At 53.7% G+C, this 15,988-nt stretch carries 15 protein-coding genes; 2 read left to right on the top strand and 13 right to left on the bottom strand.

Annotated features, from left to right (window positions below):
• Positions 1-18 precede the first annotated feature (18 nt).
• Together ACZ5BI_RS04185 and ACZ5BI_RS04180 are read right to left on the bottom strand one after the other, a co-directional pair.
• A complete protein-coding gene (locus ACZ5BI_RS04185) occupies positions 19-1,398 on the bottom strand; it encodes a UTP--glucose-1-phosphate uridylyltransferase (RefSeq protein ID WP_316087329.1) in 1,380 nt (459 codons plus the stop codon).
• 28 nt (positions 1,399-1,426) lie between these two features.
• Positions 1,427-2,767: a DUF349 domain-containing protein gene (locus ACZ5BI_RS04180; protein WP_316098671.1), complete on the bottom strand. Its 1,341-nt coding sequence runs from the start codon at positions 2,765-2,767 to the stop codon at positions 1,427-1,429.
• 131 nt (positions 2,768-2,898) lie between these two features.
• Between ACZ5BI_RS04180 and ACZ5BI_RS04175 the strand changes: the two genes are divergently transcribed.
• Both ACZ5BI_RS04175 and ACZ5BI_RS04170 read left to right on the top strand, forming a co-directional pair.
• The gene (locus ACZ5BI_RS04175; protein ID WP_278613273.1) at positions 2,899-3,654 is read left to right on the top strand and encodes an MBL fold metallo-hydrolase; all 756 of its coding nucleotides are present in this window, start codon (positions 2,899-2,901) and stop codon (positions 3,652-3,654) included.
• A gap of 90 nt (positions 3,655-3,744) precedes the next feature.
• Positions 3,745-4,335, top strand: coding sequence for a hypothetical protein (locus tag ACZ5BI_RS04170; RefSeq protein ID WP_024058909.1), 591 nt, complete (start codon positions 3,745-3,747; stop codon positions 4,333-4,335).
• Here ACZ5BI_RS04170 and ACZ5BI_RS04165 read toward each other — a convergent pair.
• From ACZ5BI_RS04165 to ACZ5BI_RS04115, 11 genes are all read right to left on the bottom strand, one after another.
• Positions 4,279-6,606, bottom strand: coding sequence for a RelA/SpoT family protein (locus ACZ5BI_RS04165; RefSeq protein ID WP_238128121.1), 2,328 nt, complete (start codon positions 6,604-6,606; stop codon positions 4,279-4,281). The two genes, ACZ5BI_RS04170 and ACZ5BI_RS04165, sit on opposite strands and share 57 nt — an antisense overlap.
• Before the next feature lie 83 nt (positions 6,607-6,689).
• Positions 6,690-7,229: an adenine phosphoribosyltransferase gene (locus tag ACZ5BI_RS04160; protein ID WP_464896716.1), complete on the bottom strand. Its 540-nt coding sequence runs from the start codon at positions 7,227-7,229 to the stop codon at positions 6,690-6,692.
• Positions 7,226-8,314 (bottom strand): protein translocase subunit SecF, encoded by a 1,089-nt coding sequence (secF, locus tag ACZ5BI_RS04155; protein WP_316099292.1) that lies wholly within the window; start codon positions 8,312-8,314, stop codon positions 7,226-7,228. Before secF ends, ACZ5BI_RS04160 begins: the two co-directional genes overlap by 4 nt.
• Complete coding sequence (gene secD, locus ACZ5BI_RS04150) at positions 8,311-10,194, bottom strand: protein translocase subunit SecD (RefSeq protein ID WP_464896715.1); 1,884 nt, start codon at positions 10,192-10,194, stop codon at positions 8,311-8,313. Before secD ends, secF begins: the two co-directional genes overlap by 4 nt.
• A gap of 41 nt (positions 10,195-10,235) precedes the next feature.
• On the bottom strand, positions 10,236-10,667 hold the full coding sequence (locus ACZ5BI_RS04145) for a preprotein translocase subunit YajC (RefSeq protein WP_024058914.1): 432 nt from the start codon (positions 10,665-10,667) through the stop codon (positions 10,236-10,238).
• 47 nt (positions 10,668-10,714) lie between these two features.
• Entirely contained in the window at positions 10,715-11,839 is a 1,125-nt protein-coding gene (gene ruvB, locus ACZ5BI_RS04140; RefSeq protein ID WP_464896714.1) for a Holliday junction branch migration DNA helicase RuvB, read from the bottom strand.
• 9 nt (positions 11,840-11,848) lie between these two features.
• Positions 11,849-12,448, bottom strand: coding sequence for a Holliday junction branch migration protein RuvA (ruvA, locus tag ACZ5BI_RS04135; protein ID WP_464896713.1), 600 nt, complete (start codon positions 12,446-12,448; stop codon positions 11,849-11,851).
• Between the two features lie 39 nt (positions 12,449-12,487).
• Complete coding sequence (ruvC, locus tag ACZ5BI_RS04130) at positions 12,488-13,126, bottom strand: crossover junction endodeoxyribonuclease RuvC (RefSeq protein WP_464896712.1); 639 nt, start codon at positions 13,124-13,126, stop codon at positions 12,488-12,490.
• A gap of 9 nt (positions 13,127-13,135) precedes the next feature.
• The gene (locus tag ACZ5BI_RS04125; RefSeq protein WP_024058919.1) at positions 13,136-13,897 is read right to left on the bottom strand and encodes a YebC/PmpR family DNA-binding transcriptional regulator; all 762 of its coding nucleotides are present in this window, start codon (positions 13,895-13,897) and stop codon (positions 13,136-13,138) included.
• A gap of 89 nt (positions 13,898-13,986) precedes the next feature.
• Positions 13,987-14,574, bottom strand: a complete 588-nt coding sequence (locus tag ACZ5BI_RS04120) for an NUDIX hydrolase (protein WP_464896711.1) — start codon at positions 14,572-14,574, stop codon at positions 13,987-13,989.
• Between the two features lies 1 nt (position 14,575).
• Positions 14,576-15,916, bottom strand: a complete 1,341-nt coding sequence (locus ACZ5BI_RS04115; protein ID WP_464896710.1) for a PrsW family intramembrane metalloprotease — start codon at positions 15,914-15,916, stop codon at positions 14,576-14,578.
• Positions 15,917-15,988: the final 72 nt, after the last annotated feature.

Below are 15,988 nucleotides of genomic sequence, written 5' to 3'. Positions count from 1 at the left end.
TACCTGGAGACTTTAGGCTTATCCAGCCAGGCAGCTGCCCGCAGCCACCTGTTCTTCTTCCTGGGTTTCCAGGTTAACCTGTCCCTTGACTTTTACGTCTTTACCAAAAGTAAAGGGGCCGGTTACCTTAAAACCGGTAGCCTGCCGCAGGGAGGGCACCCCCTCCGGGAAGCGCGCCTCGAAATCAGAGATCTTCTTAAAGTAGTGGGAATCCAAATCCACTGCTACTTCATGTTCATTAACTTTGCGCAGGTGATAGTCTTCGCCAAGATCGTAAATATCAGAACGCAACAAAGTTAGTTCATTAGTGGTTTTAACTGGGAGGAAGCGGCTGCGCGGTACCAAAATGGCAGTTGCGCCCTTAAAGGAAGCGATCGCCGCCCCCATCGCGGTTTCCATTTGAATGACCGCTGGACTGTCCGGATCGGAAGGATCAACCGTCTTGTGGTTGGCGATCAGGGGCAGCCCCAATACGGCGTTTCTTTCTACCAGGGCATCGCGTAGTTTCACTAGGTCAAACCACAGATTATTAGTATGGAAGAACGGATGGCGATGCTCATCGGTAAAGTAATCCATTTGCTCGGGCGGAGTCTGGGCGGTATCCCGCAAAATCAATTGTCCATCTGCCTTACGGATCGCTAAATGTCCACCTTTGCGATCATTAATAGTACGCACGCAAAGCTCTGCTGCATAGGGGGCGCCACTGGCCGCGAACCAACCCGCGATTTCCGCATTCGGGGTAGCCCCCAAATTGTCGGAGTTAGAAGTCATCGCATAGCGGTAACCCGCATCAATAAGTTTATCTAGCAATCCGGAGCCATACAGGGCAGTGTAGATATCTCCGTGACCAGGCGGACACCACTCTAAGGACGGATCTTTTTCCCAAGAAACCGGGGTCAAATCATCGGCTCGCAGTTTCGGCTCTTGATTTTGCAAAAAGTCCAGCGGTAAACCAGCAACTTCAATGTCCGGGTAGCGTTGCAAAGCTGCCAAAGTATCCGCTTGAGTGCGGAAAGAATTCATGAAAATCAGCGGCAGGCTTACCCCGTATTCCTTCCGCGCGGACATTACCTGTTGGCAGATGATATCAAGAAAAGTGAGCCCCTCGCGCACCGGTAACAAAGACTTAGCTTTATCCATTCCCATGGAGGTACCCAATCCCCCATTGAGTTTGATCATCACGGTTTTAGCTAAAGCTTCCTGTGCTTGCTGCGGGGTGACCTGATTATCTTCCAGACGATCAACGCTGGTCAGCGGAGAAATCGTTTCCTCGGGAATAAAACCGGTATGTTCACCCTCTAACACCTGGTAGTAGTGAGAAAAAACCGAGATTGCGGCCGGACTAACCCCGGCTTTCTCCATTTTTTGTTTCGCCTGAGATAATCCTGCCTTGCTCATCTAAAACCTCTTTATTTTCGTTTTACCTCTAAAAGGACTCCACTTGCTTTAGCCAAGCCTCCCGAGCTTTCAGGGATTCTTGCAGCTCTGCCGCTTTTTTAGTATCCCCGTCAGCTTCTGCCTGGGCAATCTCTATCTTAATCTGGTCGATAAGATCTTTAAGCTGCCCCGCCATGCCTGCGGCGCGCGCCTTGGTTTCTGGGTTGGATTTACGCCAGATTTCCTCTTCCAAGTCGCGCAGGTGATCCTCTACGGCTCGCATTCGCCGTTCCACGCGATCGATATCGGCGCGCGGCACATGGCCGATCTCGTCCCACTGCTCTTGTAAGGGACGCAGGCGAGATTTGATCTCTTCTACATCGGTGAGCTCTTTGAGGGCCTCCGCCTTTACCAATAGAGCTTCTTTCTTCGCCAGGTTCTCCCCTTCTAGAGCATTGACAGCTTCGCTTTGGGCGTTACGAGCGTCAAAGAACTTTTGCTGCGCCCGGTGGAACCGTTGCCAAAGGGCATCATCATCGCGGCGGGAAGCTCGTCCCGCGCTCTTCCAACGCTGCATCAAATCCCGGTAGGCGCGAGCGGTCTCCCCCCAGTTAGTAGAATCCGAGAGCGCTTCGGCCTCTGCGATTAGTTTTTCTTTCGCGGCCTTGGCCTGCGCCTGGGTGGCATCTAACTCGGTGAAGAAGGCGCGCCGCTTTTTATCAAAGGTGGATCGGGCGCTAGCAAAGCGTTTCCAGAGTTCATCTTCTATGCCCCGATCAATCCGCGGGCCAGCATGCTGCAAGCGTTTCCACTCGTCCAGCAGATCACGGAGCTCTTTACCGGAATTTTTCCACTGAGTGCGAGCAGAATCTTGCGCGGCGATTTCCTCGGCTCGCGTTACTACTTTTTCGCGGTTTTTACGGGATTCTTCTTTCGCCTCAGCCCGCTGCGCGGCGGCCTCTTCCTTACGTTTATCGGCTTGTTCTTGCAGCTGCGCAACTTTTTCCCGCAGTGCCGGCAGATCACCCACGGCAGCCGGTTCGCTGACCTGTTCGCGCAGTGACTTCATGGTCTGGTCGATCTCGCGTTCAGCTAGTCTGGGGAGCCGTTCGGCAAACAGCGATACTTGAGCGGCTATATCCAGGTAGCGCCGCACATAGATATTAAGAGGATTATCGGGAACCTCTGCCGGGAACTGGCCTATCTGGCGTTCTGCTTCACCGTCTTTAACCCAGACACGTCCTTCGTCATCAACGCGCCCAAAAGGCAAGGCAGCAGAAAAATCAGGGGTTTTTACCGGCTTTACCGGCAGGTTCTCCTTCGCTAAGCGAATCTTCCCCGGGGTGGGTACGGGTTTGGGCTTCGGAGCGGTATCGGGCTGTTCAGTCACTAATTTTTCCTTAAATCAGTTATTTTAACGGCTAGGATTAGCCGCCTGCGCGCGGAGCTTATTGCTCCTTAACCATATTATGCCCTAGAGCAACTAAACCACCAAGGACGCACATCCTTTAAGATGAACCTATGCGGATCGAAAAGTTTTATGCACCCTTCTATGGCGAAAACCCCTATTTACTCTTAGCTCCCGGCAGTCGCGAAGCCTTGGTTGTAGACCCTGGATCCGGCGCCTTGGACCAGCTGCAAGCCTCGCTGCAGCGCCTAGAGGTAACCGTGGCGGCGGTACTGTGTACTCATGGACACGCTGACCATATTTGGGATGCCCACGCTATTGCGGGCAAGGCTCCGGTCTATATTCCAGCTCCTGATGAGTACCGTTTCCACCCAGAAGAACTGGATCCTCGCGAACGTACCGAACACGAACTATCGCTCCCCCCTTGGAAAGAACCCGAAAACTTGCAGGTATTGCCCGGGATCGCCACCAGCGAAGGGGCAGAACTAGCGCCGGGAATTTTTATGCGGGCAGTTCCAGCGCCCGGGCATACGGAAGGATCTACGTTATTTCTTTTCGAAGCCGACACCTTATCCGGCAATGCAAAGCAGGAAATGCAAGCTATTTACGATCAGTGGCTGAGCGAAGCGGGACAGGAAAACCAGGCTCCTCACCAACTGGCTTTATCAGGAGACGTAATCTTTGCTGGCTCAGTAGGTCGCACCGATCTGCCCGGCGGTGACTCCCAGCAGATGCTGCATACTTTGCGCACCCTACAAAATGTGATTCATCCGGATACCCTGCTACTTCCCGGACACGGATCGGCAACGGTATTCGGGTTGGAAAAAGCCCACAACCCCTTCTTGGCACAAGCTAGATACCAGGGATAACAGTTTTCCACAGCCGTCATAGGTTTTCGTTTTCCTTACCAGACACTGGTGGCTTTGTTTCAGGTTGCTGATGTCCTTCAGGCTGAGTCCATGGAAGCAATCCTGGTTGATGCCTTGGGAAACCAGTCGCTGCAAGGGGCTGCGCGATCCTCGCTGCTGCGCGGCAGTCGGTTTATTCGCACCTCGTGCGGAGCAGTTGATTTACTGGCTGAGCCGGTTACTTTAGCTTCCATCTATGGGCGTGCCCTATTTTTGGCTCCCCTACTTCCTCGCGGCTGTTTCCTGTCGGCCCACTCTGCCGCCTGGGTCTGGGCAGGAAACTCCCATCCGCCACAGGCGATTTATATCGCGAGTTTTCGCCGTCCTCGGCGCGCAGCTGATTGTCGCTACTGGATCCAACTGGATGCGTCCTCGCACCAGCGCCTGCAGCAACAGGGAATCTACGCAATCGGGTGCAACAGAGAAGGCGGCGGCGTAAAGAGCCAAGCAGCTAGGGCGAGCCGGGACTCCCCTAATGATTTTGTGCGCCTAGGGAAAGTTAATCTGCTTAGCCCGCCAGCTGCGCTGCGCTACTGTGACCAACACCCCCACCTGGCCGGTAAGGATAGTTGGAACCGCGCCCTCCTATTGGCTTTGGCTAACAGGTTGTTTCCGCAAAGTGCCGGTAGTGCGTTTAGCTAAAAACACCCCCGGGATCTTTTGGATATCATTCAAAATCGCGTGCAAATAACGAGAATCTGCCACTTCAAAGGTGTACCGGGAAGTAGCTACCCGATCCGAAGAAGTATTCATTGCAGCCGCCAAAATATTAGCGCGATAATCCGCCAATACCTGGGTAACATCATTAATTAGTCCCTCGCGATCAAGCGCCTGGATCTCGATTTCTACCTGGAACTTGGCGGTTGGGTGCTCCGCCCAAGAAACTGGCACCACCCGCTCGGGATGCGCCATCAAGTTTTGAGCGTTGGAGCATTCCTCTCGATGGATGGAAACCCCGTGTCCCCGAGTCACAAACCCTACGATTTTATCGCCTGGCAGGGGGTTACAGCAGCGGGCAATCTTCGTCCAGATTTCTCCCTGTTTCATCCCTTCTACTTGGATCCCGGTGCCTTCGTTACCACCGCTAGGGCGCGCCTCGACTAGTTCGGGAAGCACGGCCTCGGACAGGGTCTCTTCCGCGCCGTCTTCTCCCCCGGCACTTTCCATCAGTTTTTCAACTACATGTGCTGGCGAAACATGGTGGCTACCCACAGCCGCATAGAGAGCAGAAATATCGGAATAACCCATCCCAGAGGCAAGGGCGGTCATAGTGTCGTGACTCATCAGGCGCTGCAAGGGCAGATTTTGCTTGCGCATATAGGAGGAAATAAGACCTTGACCGGCTTCGATAGCCTCTTCGCGGCGTTCTTTCGAGAACCAAGCCTTGATTTTGTTGCGTGCGCGCGGACTGGCCACAAACTTTAACCAATCCCGGGACGGCCCGGAGTTAGGAGAGCGAGAAGTTAGCACCTCGACGCTATCCCCATTTTCCAATTTGGTATCTAGCGGCACCAGTTTGCCGCCAACTTTCGCCCCCACGGTGCGATTGCCGACCTCGGTATGAACCGCGTATGCAAAATCTACCGGTGTCGCCCCAGCGGGTAGCTCTTTAACTTCCCCGGCCGGGGTGAACACATACACCCGGGAACCGGACATTTCATAGCGGAGCGAATCTAAAAATTCACCCGGGTCTTGGGTTTCCTTTTGCCAATCCACCAATTGGCGCAGCCACCCCATTTCCCCGCTATCAGCCAATACCCCTTTGGAATCACCGGCAGATTTAGCGTTGGGGTTTTCTTTATAGCGCCAATGAGCCGCGATTCCGTATTCTGCGCGGCGGTGCATTTCCCAGGTACGAATCTGGATTTCTACCGGTTTGCCGCCAGGGCCTACCACCGTAGTGTGTAGCGACTGGTAAAGATTGAATTTGGGCATCGCAATATAATCTTTGAAACGCCCTGGGATCGGGTTCCACCGGGCGTGCATTTCCCCAAGAACCGCATAGCAATCCCGCACTGTATCTACCAGTACTCTCACCCCGACTAGGTCATAAATATCGTCAAAGTCGCGTCCGCGCACAATCATCTTTTGATAGATGGAATAGTGATGTTTGGGGCGGCCAGTTACTTGTCCTGCAATCTTATTTACCCGTAAGTCTTCTTTGATCTTGTCGATTACTTCGCTCAGGTACTTTTCGCGTTCCGGGGCGCGTTCATGCACCAGGTTATCGATTTCTTCATACAGGTCGGGGTAGAGGGTTTTGAAGGCTAGATCTTCTAACTCCCATTTGATGGTGTTCATCCCCAGGCGATGTGCGAGGGGGGCAAAAATCTCTAGGGTTTCCCGCGCCTTGTTTTGCGCCGATTTAGGGGAAACATATTTCCAGGTGCGGGCATTGTGCAGGCGGTCACCCAGTTTTATCACCAGTACCCGAATATCACGGGACATGGAGATAATCATTTTACGCACGGTTTCGGACTGCGCCGCCTGTCCGTAGGTAACTTTGTCGAGTTTGGTTACCCCATCAACTAGGAGGGCGATTTCTTCCCCAAAATCGGCAGTCAGCTGCTCCAGGGTATAGTCGGTGTCCTCTACCGTGTCATGCAGGAGTGCCGCCGCCAAGGTGGTGCTGGTCATCCCGATTTCTGCCAGGATAGTAGCCACCGCTACCGGATGGGTGATGTATGGCTCCCCCGATTTACGGAACTGTCCTTCATGGCAGCGCGAGGCCGTCTGGTAGGCGCGTTCAATCAGGGAAATATCGGCTTTGGGATGATTGGCGCGTAGCGCCCGCACCAAGGCTTGAATATGGGGATCAATGTTCTTTGAACGCCCAGTTAACCAGGCCAAAGAAGCACGCACCCGCGAGGACGGAACCGCGCTGGCGCCCTCATCGGGAGTGATAGAACTCATGTATCTAGTTTAGTGACCCACCAGTCATTTCCCCAATTTGCCAGTTAGATATGCCAATGAAAAGGGAAAGAGAGGTAAATACGCTAGATCAGAGTGAGGGCTTCGCATTCTAGGTCGCCGATATGCGCGCGACCATCTAGTTCTTCCAGCTCCATCAAAACGCACACCGATTCTACGACTCCACCCGCACGTTTGATCAATGCCGCCGAAGCATTTACGGTGCCACCTGTAGCCAAAACGTCATCGAGCACCAAAACCCGCGCACCCTCTTTAATAGAATCCGGCTGCAGTTCCATCCGGGATTTGCCATACTCGAGGCCGTAGTCGATCCCGATTACCGGGCCGGGAAGTTTCCCAGCTTTGCGAATCATTAAGGTACCTAGCCCTAGTTCGACCGCGACTGGAGCCGCAATCAAGAATCCGCGAGACTCCAGACCGGCAACTAAATCAACCCGACCTCGATAAAAGTCGGCTAGCCCTTTCACCAGCTGGGAAAACGCTTCCCCGTTAGCCAGCAGCGGGGAAATATCCCGAAAGAGTACCCCGGTTTGCGGAAAGTCCGGTACATCGCGCAGGTTATCGCGAATAATTTTTCCTAAGGGAGCGAGTTTGGGGTTTATCATCGTTTGCTCCTGGGAGTACGTTTTGGTTGCGCCTGTTGTCCCTGGTGATGTCCAGCTTTCAGCGGCTGTGCCACCCGGGAAAGCTCTGTCTCCTTGCCCTCAACTTGGTCGCTGCCGCCAGCCCGTTTCTCCAGCACCTTTTGGGTGTGAGAAGAAATCTTTTCGGTGCGCGAACGCAGCACCATCAGCATAGAGGGCGCGATCAGAATCGAAGACAAGGTACCGGCGATCATCCCCACGAACAGCGCTAGCGAAATATCACGCAGAGTGCCGCCGCCCAGAGTGATCCAGGAAATCAATAGGATCGAGGTGACCGGCAGCAGCGCTACTACCGAGGTGTTAATCGAACGCACCAGCGTCTGGTTAATAGCCAGGTTGACAATCTCACCATAGGTAGAGCGAGTTTGCTGCTCGAAATCAACCGAAAGTTCACGAACTTTATCAAAGACCACCACGGTGTCATAGAGGGAGTAACCCAAAATAGTGAGCACCCCGATAATAGTGGCCGGAGAAATCTCCACCCGAGTCAGTGCCAAAACCAGACCGGTGATTAGCACGTCATGGCACAGTGCGAACAACGCTGAGAACGCCATCGTCCAGGTTCTAAAGTATGCCCACAGCATCAGGGCTACCAGAACAAAGAAAATCACCAAAGATTGCAGCGCTTTATAGGTCACGTCCGCACCCCAAGACGGCCCAATCGTAGTCGCCGCTACTTTGGCTTCTGGCACGTTATAGGCTTTAGCTAGATCCGAAACCACCTGGCGTTTATCACTGACATCTAGCGAAACAGATTGCACCCGAATCGAAGAGGCACCCACCGAGTTAACCGAAGACCCCTTCAATTTAGGATTCGTATTTACTACTTTTTGCGCGGGAGCCTGATCTCGACCGGCTACTGAAGAAACCGTAAACTCGGTTCCGCCCTTAAAATCAATGGAACGCTCCAACCCCAGTACCGACATAGTCAGTACCGAAATCAGCATTAGCGCCGCCCCCGCAATCAGCAGGTATTTACGGTTATCAATAAACCGGTAAGATTTGCGACCAGAATAGAGGGCGTTACCCCAACTTGCGAAACTCACTTCTCTTCCTCCTGGTCCGTCGCGGATACTTTCGCTAACTCATCTGTGGCAGCATCATCCTTGTTCGAATCCGCTTTTTCCGCGGCTGGCTCCTCAGCTTTGTCATTATCTGACTTTTCGGCGTCCTCTTCCGGCTTAGTTTTGTAAACAGAGCGAATCTTCCGTACTTGCCCCGCGCCTACATAGCGATAGGTGCCGCGCTGAGCCCCTAAGTGTTCCGGATCAAGACCAGAGAGTTTATGACCCTCACCGAAGAACTTAAAGCGCAGCAACCACACCATCATCGGGTGAGTGAAGATAAAGATTAGCGCCAAGTCGATCAAGGTGGTGATGCCCAAGGTGAAAGCGAAGCCTTGCACGCCGCCCACGGCCAGGAAGTAGAGTACGCAAGCGGCTAGCACGTTCACCAAGTCGGAGGTAACGATCGTGCGTTTTGCCCGATCCCAACCAACACTGACCGCGCTAGATAGTGCTTTACCATCACGAACCTCGTCACGAATCCTCTCGAAGTAAATAATGAAGGAGTCCGCGGTAGTCCCGATCGAGACGATCACGCCGGCAATACCGGCTAGGGAGAGGCGGTACCCCATCGACCAGGACAATAAAGTCAAAGTCAGATAAAGCAGTACTCCCGCGCTCACCAGGGAGCCTACGGCTACGACTGCGAGGCCGCGGTATTGCCAGATCAGGTAGAACACCACCAGAATCAAACCAATAATCCCCGCGATAACCCCATAACGCAGCTGGTCAGAACCTAAAGTAGCTGATACTTGCTGTTCGGATTGCACGTCGAAGTTAAGTGGCAACGAACCGAATTTTAGCTGGTTAGCCAAGGCGGTCGAAGATGAGCGGGTGAAAGATCCCGAAATTTCAGCTTTACCGTTAGTAATCGCGTTGTTTACTCCGGGAGCTGAAACCACCAGTCCATCCAGCACGATTGCAAACCGGTTCTTGTCGTTGGTTTGCCCTGCCGGTAAACCGTTTTCTCCCGGAACCGGTTGCTGACGGTACTTCATCATCCGGGTGGTAATATCCGCAAACTGGGAGGCACCCTGTTTATCGAAAGATAGGCTAACTATCCACTGTCCGGTGGACTGCCCGGAAGCACCGGTTCCCATACCCGATTCTGCAGAGGAAATCCGAGCCCCTGAAACCTCTGCCGGCGAAAGAATATATTTTTCTTGTCCTTCGCTAGAGCAGGCTACCAGCGGTTTCTTAATATCTCCGGAAGAGCCGCCCTCTAAAGAGCTCTTTTGCTGACAATCTTTGGCATAGAATTCTTCCAAGACTTTTTCGGTAATCCAGGCATCATCAGAATTGTCTTTCGGCTGGCTGGTAGGCTTATCGCTGATCTTGCCGTCATGGTTTAGATCTGCCAATTGTTTAGCGAAAGCTTTCGGATCGATGTTGGCCGGCTTCGCCTGCTTCTTGCCGGCTTGTTGCTGCTGTGCCTGCTGAGCGATCACCGATTGGGGAACCCCCGGAGCCGAACGAAGTACCGCCCGGAAATACAACTCGGCAGATTGGCGCACCAAATCCAAGGTTTCTTTCGATGGGTTACCGGGCAGGGAGACCAAAATATTGGAGTTACCCTGCGAGGTAATCTCCGCTTCCGAAACTCCGGAAGCATCGACACGCTGCCGGATAACCTCAATCGCTTGCGTAATATCCTCAGCCGTAACCGCGCGTTTGGCTCCGGAAGCAGCGTTAGCTTTCGGGGTGAGGATCAGCTGCGTACCCCCCTCTAAATCTAGAGCTAGGGAGGGAGTCGGTTTAGCCTTGTTAGTGAGTACCCCCACCAGCAAAGTTCCCGTCAAAGCCAGCACAAGTACCAGGAAAAACGCCAGTGTGCGTCCGGCGTGATATTTTTTCTTCGCCAATGTTGTTCTTTCCGTTATCTACGGTGATTATTCTTCGCTATTTAGATATTTTCGTTTGAGTCGTTATCAGAGGGAGCAGCCTCGTCTTTTTTCTCGTCAACTGGATTCTCTTCTGTCGGAGAATCTTCCTGCAGTTCCTTAGCCTCTTCGTCGTTATCTGCTTTATCTGCGCTGGCGTCCTCGGTGTTAGTATCCGCAGCATCGGGGGCGAACGGCGGGTTTCCTACGCTGACAATCGCCCGGGATGTCCACAGGGTTTCGGTTCCATCCGAGGTTTCGAGCACGATTACGTCCCCATCGGTTTCTACGTAACGGCCATAAAAACCTGAGGTGGTCATCACCCAGGCGCCGGGCACCATATCGTTAGCCAGTTTGTCGCGCTGCTCTGCCTGCTTCTTCTTGGCATTGCGTGAAGAAAAAATCATCATCAATAAGAACGCGCCGATGACGGCTAGAAGTACTCCGCTTCCCATTGTCAACCTTCCAGTCTAAAAATCTTTAACCTTAATGATTCTAAGCGTTAAAGGACGTCTGTTTCATCTTTCGTAGCCGGTTTTGGGCGGTTTTGTGACCAGTTGCCCCCTGATTCGCTTCCCGGCAAGTCAAAAAGTGAGGCGTCCGCCCCTCGATTTGAGGCAGTGATCCCCAGGTGAAGAAACGCACTATCGGTAGCTACTCTGCCGCGAGGAGTCCGCGCAATGAAGCCCTCCCGAACCAGGTAAGGCTCCGAAACAGTTTCTACGGTTTCCGGTTCCTCCCCCACGGAGACGGCCAAAGTGGTCAGTCCCACCGGTCCGCCGGCAAAGCGTTTACATAAAGCCTCTAAGACCGAGCGATCCAGACGATCTAAACCGGCCGGGTCTACCTCGAACAGGTCGAGGGCGGCTTTAGCGGCTTCCAGAGAGAGGGTACCGTCTCCATGCACCTGGGCATAGTCGATTACTCGGCGCAGCAAACGGTTAGCAATTCGGGGGGTTCCGCGCGACCGCGCCGCCATTTCTGAGGCTGCCTGCGGATCCAGTTCCGCTTCCATAAGCCTGGCCGACCTGGTCAATACTTGTTCTAATTCGGCGGTGCTGTAATAGTCCAAATGGGCAGTAAAACCAAAACGATCCCGCAAAGGTGCAGGTAGCAGCCCAGATCGAGTAGTAGCGCCCACGACTGTAAACGGCGGCAGCGTCAGGGGAATCGAGGTCGCACCTGGCCCTTTACCCACCACCACATCGACGCGAAAATCTTCCATCGCCAGGTAGAGCATTTCTTCGGCGGTGCGCGCTAAACGGTGAATCTCGTCAATAAACAGCACGTCGCCCTCTTGCAGGGCAGAAAGAATCGCAGCTAAATCTCCCGCGTGTTGAATCGCCGGCCCGGAGGTCAGCCGCAGAGAAGTCCCGGTTTCGTGGGCAATAATCATCGCCAAGGTAGTTTTTCCTAAACCAGGCGGCCCCGCTAAAAGCACATGGTCAGGGGTAGCTCCCCGCCCGATGGCCGCTTTGAGTACCAAATCTAACTGCCGGCGGATTTTTTCTTGCCCTACGAAAGAGTCCAGATCTTTCGGACGCAGCGCTGCCTCGGCGGCTCGCTCGACCTCATCCGCTCCCGGCCCTACCGGAGAGCTAATCGTCCATTCGTTTGTTTCTTCCACCTTGCTCCCCTATACGTGATGCTTGCCCAGCAATTGTAAGGCGGCACGTAAAAGCTCTGGCACTGGCGCTTGCGGATTAGCTTCGGCCGCTTCTTTAACTGCTTTTTGTGCCAGCGGGGTTCGCCAGCCGAGCTGTTCGAGGGCATGGCAGACTTCTTCGCGTTCGGCGCTGCCAATACCGGCGGTAGAGCCGGTCTCTCCCGCGGCAGGTTCGCCCAGTTTATCCCCAATTTCTACCAGGATTCTTTGCGCAGATTTCTTACCTACCCCCGGAATCTGGGTGAGCGCCGCCAAGTCACCGCTAGAAACCGCTGCCCGCAATTCATCGGGACTAAACACCGCCAGAGCCGCCAATGCCAACTTCGGGCCGATCCCAGAAACCGTGATTAGCGTAGAGAAAATATCGCGCTCATCACTTCCCGCGAAACCGAAAAGTAACCAGGCATCTTCCCTCACCACCAAGTGGGTTAAAATTTTAGCCTCTTGTCCCGCAGTCAAGGTAGACAAAGTGGCGGGGGTGGCAAAGAAACTATAGCCCACACCGGACACGTCAATAACGGCTTTATCTAGCCTTACTTCCTCAATGGTTCCTGATAAATGCGTAATCATACAGAATCTCCGCTAGCTGGCTACGTAATAAACGCTATCCTACTTGCTCTTATTTCGCCTAAGCCGCGGATCAACCGCCCCGGTACGACGGCTTGCCGCTTGCGCCTGTGCCCACAGTTTTTGGGCGGGGGTAAGAGCTCCGCGGGCAGAAATCTTGCCTGATAAGGAAACGTTAACCGTGCCATCCCGACTCGCTCCCTGTAGGCCGTCTCGGCGCCAACCATGACAAATCGCGATCGCTAAAGCATCGGCAGCATCGGCAGGCCGTACCACTTTTTCCATCCGCAAAATCCGTTGCACCATATGTTGCACTTGCGCTTTATCAGCTACCCCCGAGCCGGTAACTGCGGCTTTGACTTCCGAGGGGGTGTGGATCGCTAGCGGTAGTTTGTGGGCGGCGGCTTCGCTCATAGCTATGCCCATCACCCACATGGTGGAGGTAACTGATTGCACATTGTCTTGCGCAAACACCCGCTCAATCGACATGACTTCCGGATGGTGCTGCTCAATAGCTGCCGCAATCCGGCGGCGAATCCTATCTAGGCGGAAATGGGAAGCCATATTTTGCGGAGACCGGGCGACCTCGACATGCACCAGTTGGGCGCGTCGCTGCGAATCCATATCAATGATCCCGATCCCGCAGCGAGTAAGACCGGGGTCAATCCCGATAATCCGCAAAGATGCTGCCTATTCTTCTTCCTCGTATTGGGCTTGTACCTCGGGGCTTACCGAGAGATTAGTGAATACGTCCTGTACGTCATCGCTGTCTTCTAGGGCATCGATAAGCCGCATAACTTGGCGGTATTTAGCCAGATCCAGCTCTGCTTGCGTAGTGGCTTTCCACTGGGTTTCTGCCGAGTCGTAGTCAATACCCGCCTCTTGCAGACCCTTACGCACCTCAACCAGATTTGTGGGATCACAAACGATCGTGAAAGCTTCCGCGCCTTCCTCGACCTCTTCGGCGCCTGCATCTAGAACCGCCATCAAAATGGTGTCCTCATCCACGCCCTCGGCTTTGGCGACTTCAATAGCACCAATCCGGTTAAATAGGTAGGAAACTGAGCCCGGATCAGCCAAGCTACCGCCGTTCTTACTGAAGGCAGTACGCACATCGGCGGCAGCGCGGTTCTTATTATCGGTAAGGCACTCTACCAGCATTGCTACCCCGCCAGGTCCATAACCTTCATAGGAGATGGTTTGCCAGTCCGCTCCGCCTGCTTCTGCACCAGAGCCGCGGTTAACTGCCCGTTTGATGTTATCGGCCGGTACCGAGTTCTTTTTCGCTTTTTGGATCGCATCAAATAAGGTGGGGTTTCCCGCCGGATCTCCGCCGCCAGTACGGGCTGCTACCTCGATATTCTTAATCAACCGGGCAAATAGTTTGCCCCGTTTAGCATCGATTGCCGCTTTCTTATGCTTGGTGGTAGCCCACTTTGAGTGACCCGACATTCGCTCTCCTTAAGTTCCTCTCGCGCAATTAAATTTCGAAATACCAAGCCTGATTTTAGCGCTTTTGCACCCTAACCGTCTAAATAGGCTTAATCATAGACGGTCTCTAGGTGGCCATCCCACCCGCTTAGCCAGCGCTGCGCCAAGTCAGGCAGACAATTGGGGTAGATAGTTTCTCGCTGCGCCAAGTGCGTCAGTTCGTCCAGCCGAATCCAGCGAACCGCTTCTAAAAGCTTTTTTTCCGAGGACGTCCAATCAGCGGTAACAATCTGGGGACCTTCCTCGTCTAAACGCACTAAGAAAAAATGTTCTGCCTGGATAGCCCACAGTTTGCGAAATTTTAATAGGGATTCGCGGTAAAGCACCGGTCCTTGTAGTTGCTCCGGGGTCAGCTCTAACCCGGTTTCCTCTTTGAGTTCTCGCAGGGCAGCCTGCGCGCGGGTTTCTCCGTCCTCAATCCCTCCTCCGGGGGTGAACCACCAGCGATGGGTAGGGTCAGAAAAATCATGGCCACTGATTAAGAGGAGGCGCTCTAAGGAATCAATGACCACTACCCTGGCAGCGTGGCGTCCCGGGTAGCCATCGGCATCGACCATCCAGTCTGAGCCGAGAGGATTTCCTGCCTTAGGCGGAAAAGGATTCGGGATAGGACGCGACAGATGAAAACCGGAGTTCACTCTAGGAACGCCCCATCCGGTATGCTCCGACCGCGGTACAGGCAACAGCAAAATGTCTCCGCGCCGCCAGTAGCTGCTTCACGGCTTCCTCATTCTCTTTTTCGATTCCCTCTGAGAGTCCGCGGTGAGAACTGGCGACATAGTTAAGCGCCAAGACGGTAGCCGCCTGTTGGAATTCTGACAATGCGCGGCGAGCAGCAGGCGAGATAGTACGCGCCGACCGCCGAGCCCGACGCCTGCCAGACAGTGAACAGAGCATTTGTGCTTCACGCACATCGATCCAACCAGCGCCAATGTATGCCTGGAGCCCATTTTCGATGGCATTACGTTGGCGCACCGACACCACCAAGTTAATTATTAGCCAAGTGATGAACATCGGCCCCCAGAAAAACACATAGGATACCACAAACAGCAGCGCCGAATAGGTAGCTAATCCGTTCCAGGCAGCGTGCAGGCAGATAGCAGAAACCAGACCAGAAGCAGGCAGAATGAAACGCATTTTTGGCGAGGCGATTCGGGTAAGCGCCATTCCCACAGCCAGACCAAAAATCGAAGTGTAAACGGTGTGACCAAAAGGTCCCAGCATTGCCCGCATAAAGAAAACTACCGGGAGTTGTTCGTAAAACCGCGCAAAGTAAAGCACATTTTCGGTGAAAGCAAAGCCAGCGGCCAGAATCCCGGCAATCACCACCCCATCGAGAGGACTTTTCACCGAGCGGCGCCTGGCCAACATAATGATTACTACCCCGAGACCTTTTAGCGACTCTTCAACTATGGGAGCCACAATCGTGGCCAGCAGTCCAAAAGATTGAAAAGGAGTAGGACCAACATCTACTGACTGCAGGGCTTTCCCAGACAAAGTGTTAAGCCCCAACGCACATACGGAGGCGATCCCTGCCCCCCAAAGGAATGCGATTACTAGTAACCACCACGGTTTTGGCGCCCAGCGATCTAGCCACACCATCACAATTACGACGATCGCCATCGGCAACAAGGCGGCAAATACCGCCCCAATAGTGGTGGTTATGGATTCTTCCGAAGAAATAAAAAGTGCCAGATAGGTAAGTCCGCCCCCGGCAGCCAGCAAACACAGCAATTCTAGCCAGGGAAAAGAGCGCAGGCGCGAACGTCTGTTGGCTTTTTCCGCTCCGGGATCAACCAGTAGGGGCTGAGCAGATACCCGCTGAGAAACAGCAGGATGAGGAATCAGCGGATCCGCAGGCAAACTGAGAGCATCAAAACTGTAACTGGCAACGATCTGTTCGGTTACCGGAGGATAGTTGGTGCCCATTTCCGCTATAACGGGGGAATCCGGCAGATATTCGGGATTCGATTGGCTCACCTGTTCCTCCTTTCTGGGGCTAACCTTAGTCTAACCTGGCAGATTAGTTTTTCTCTTCTTAGTACTGACAAA

The organism is Varibaculum sp. GTC20041, from assembly GCF_055387755.1.
The sequence above is the reverse complement of the archived record's forward strand: the minus strand, read 5'-3'. Positions and strand labels throughout refer to the sequence as shown.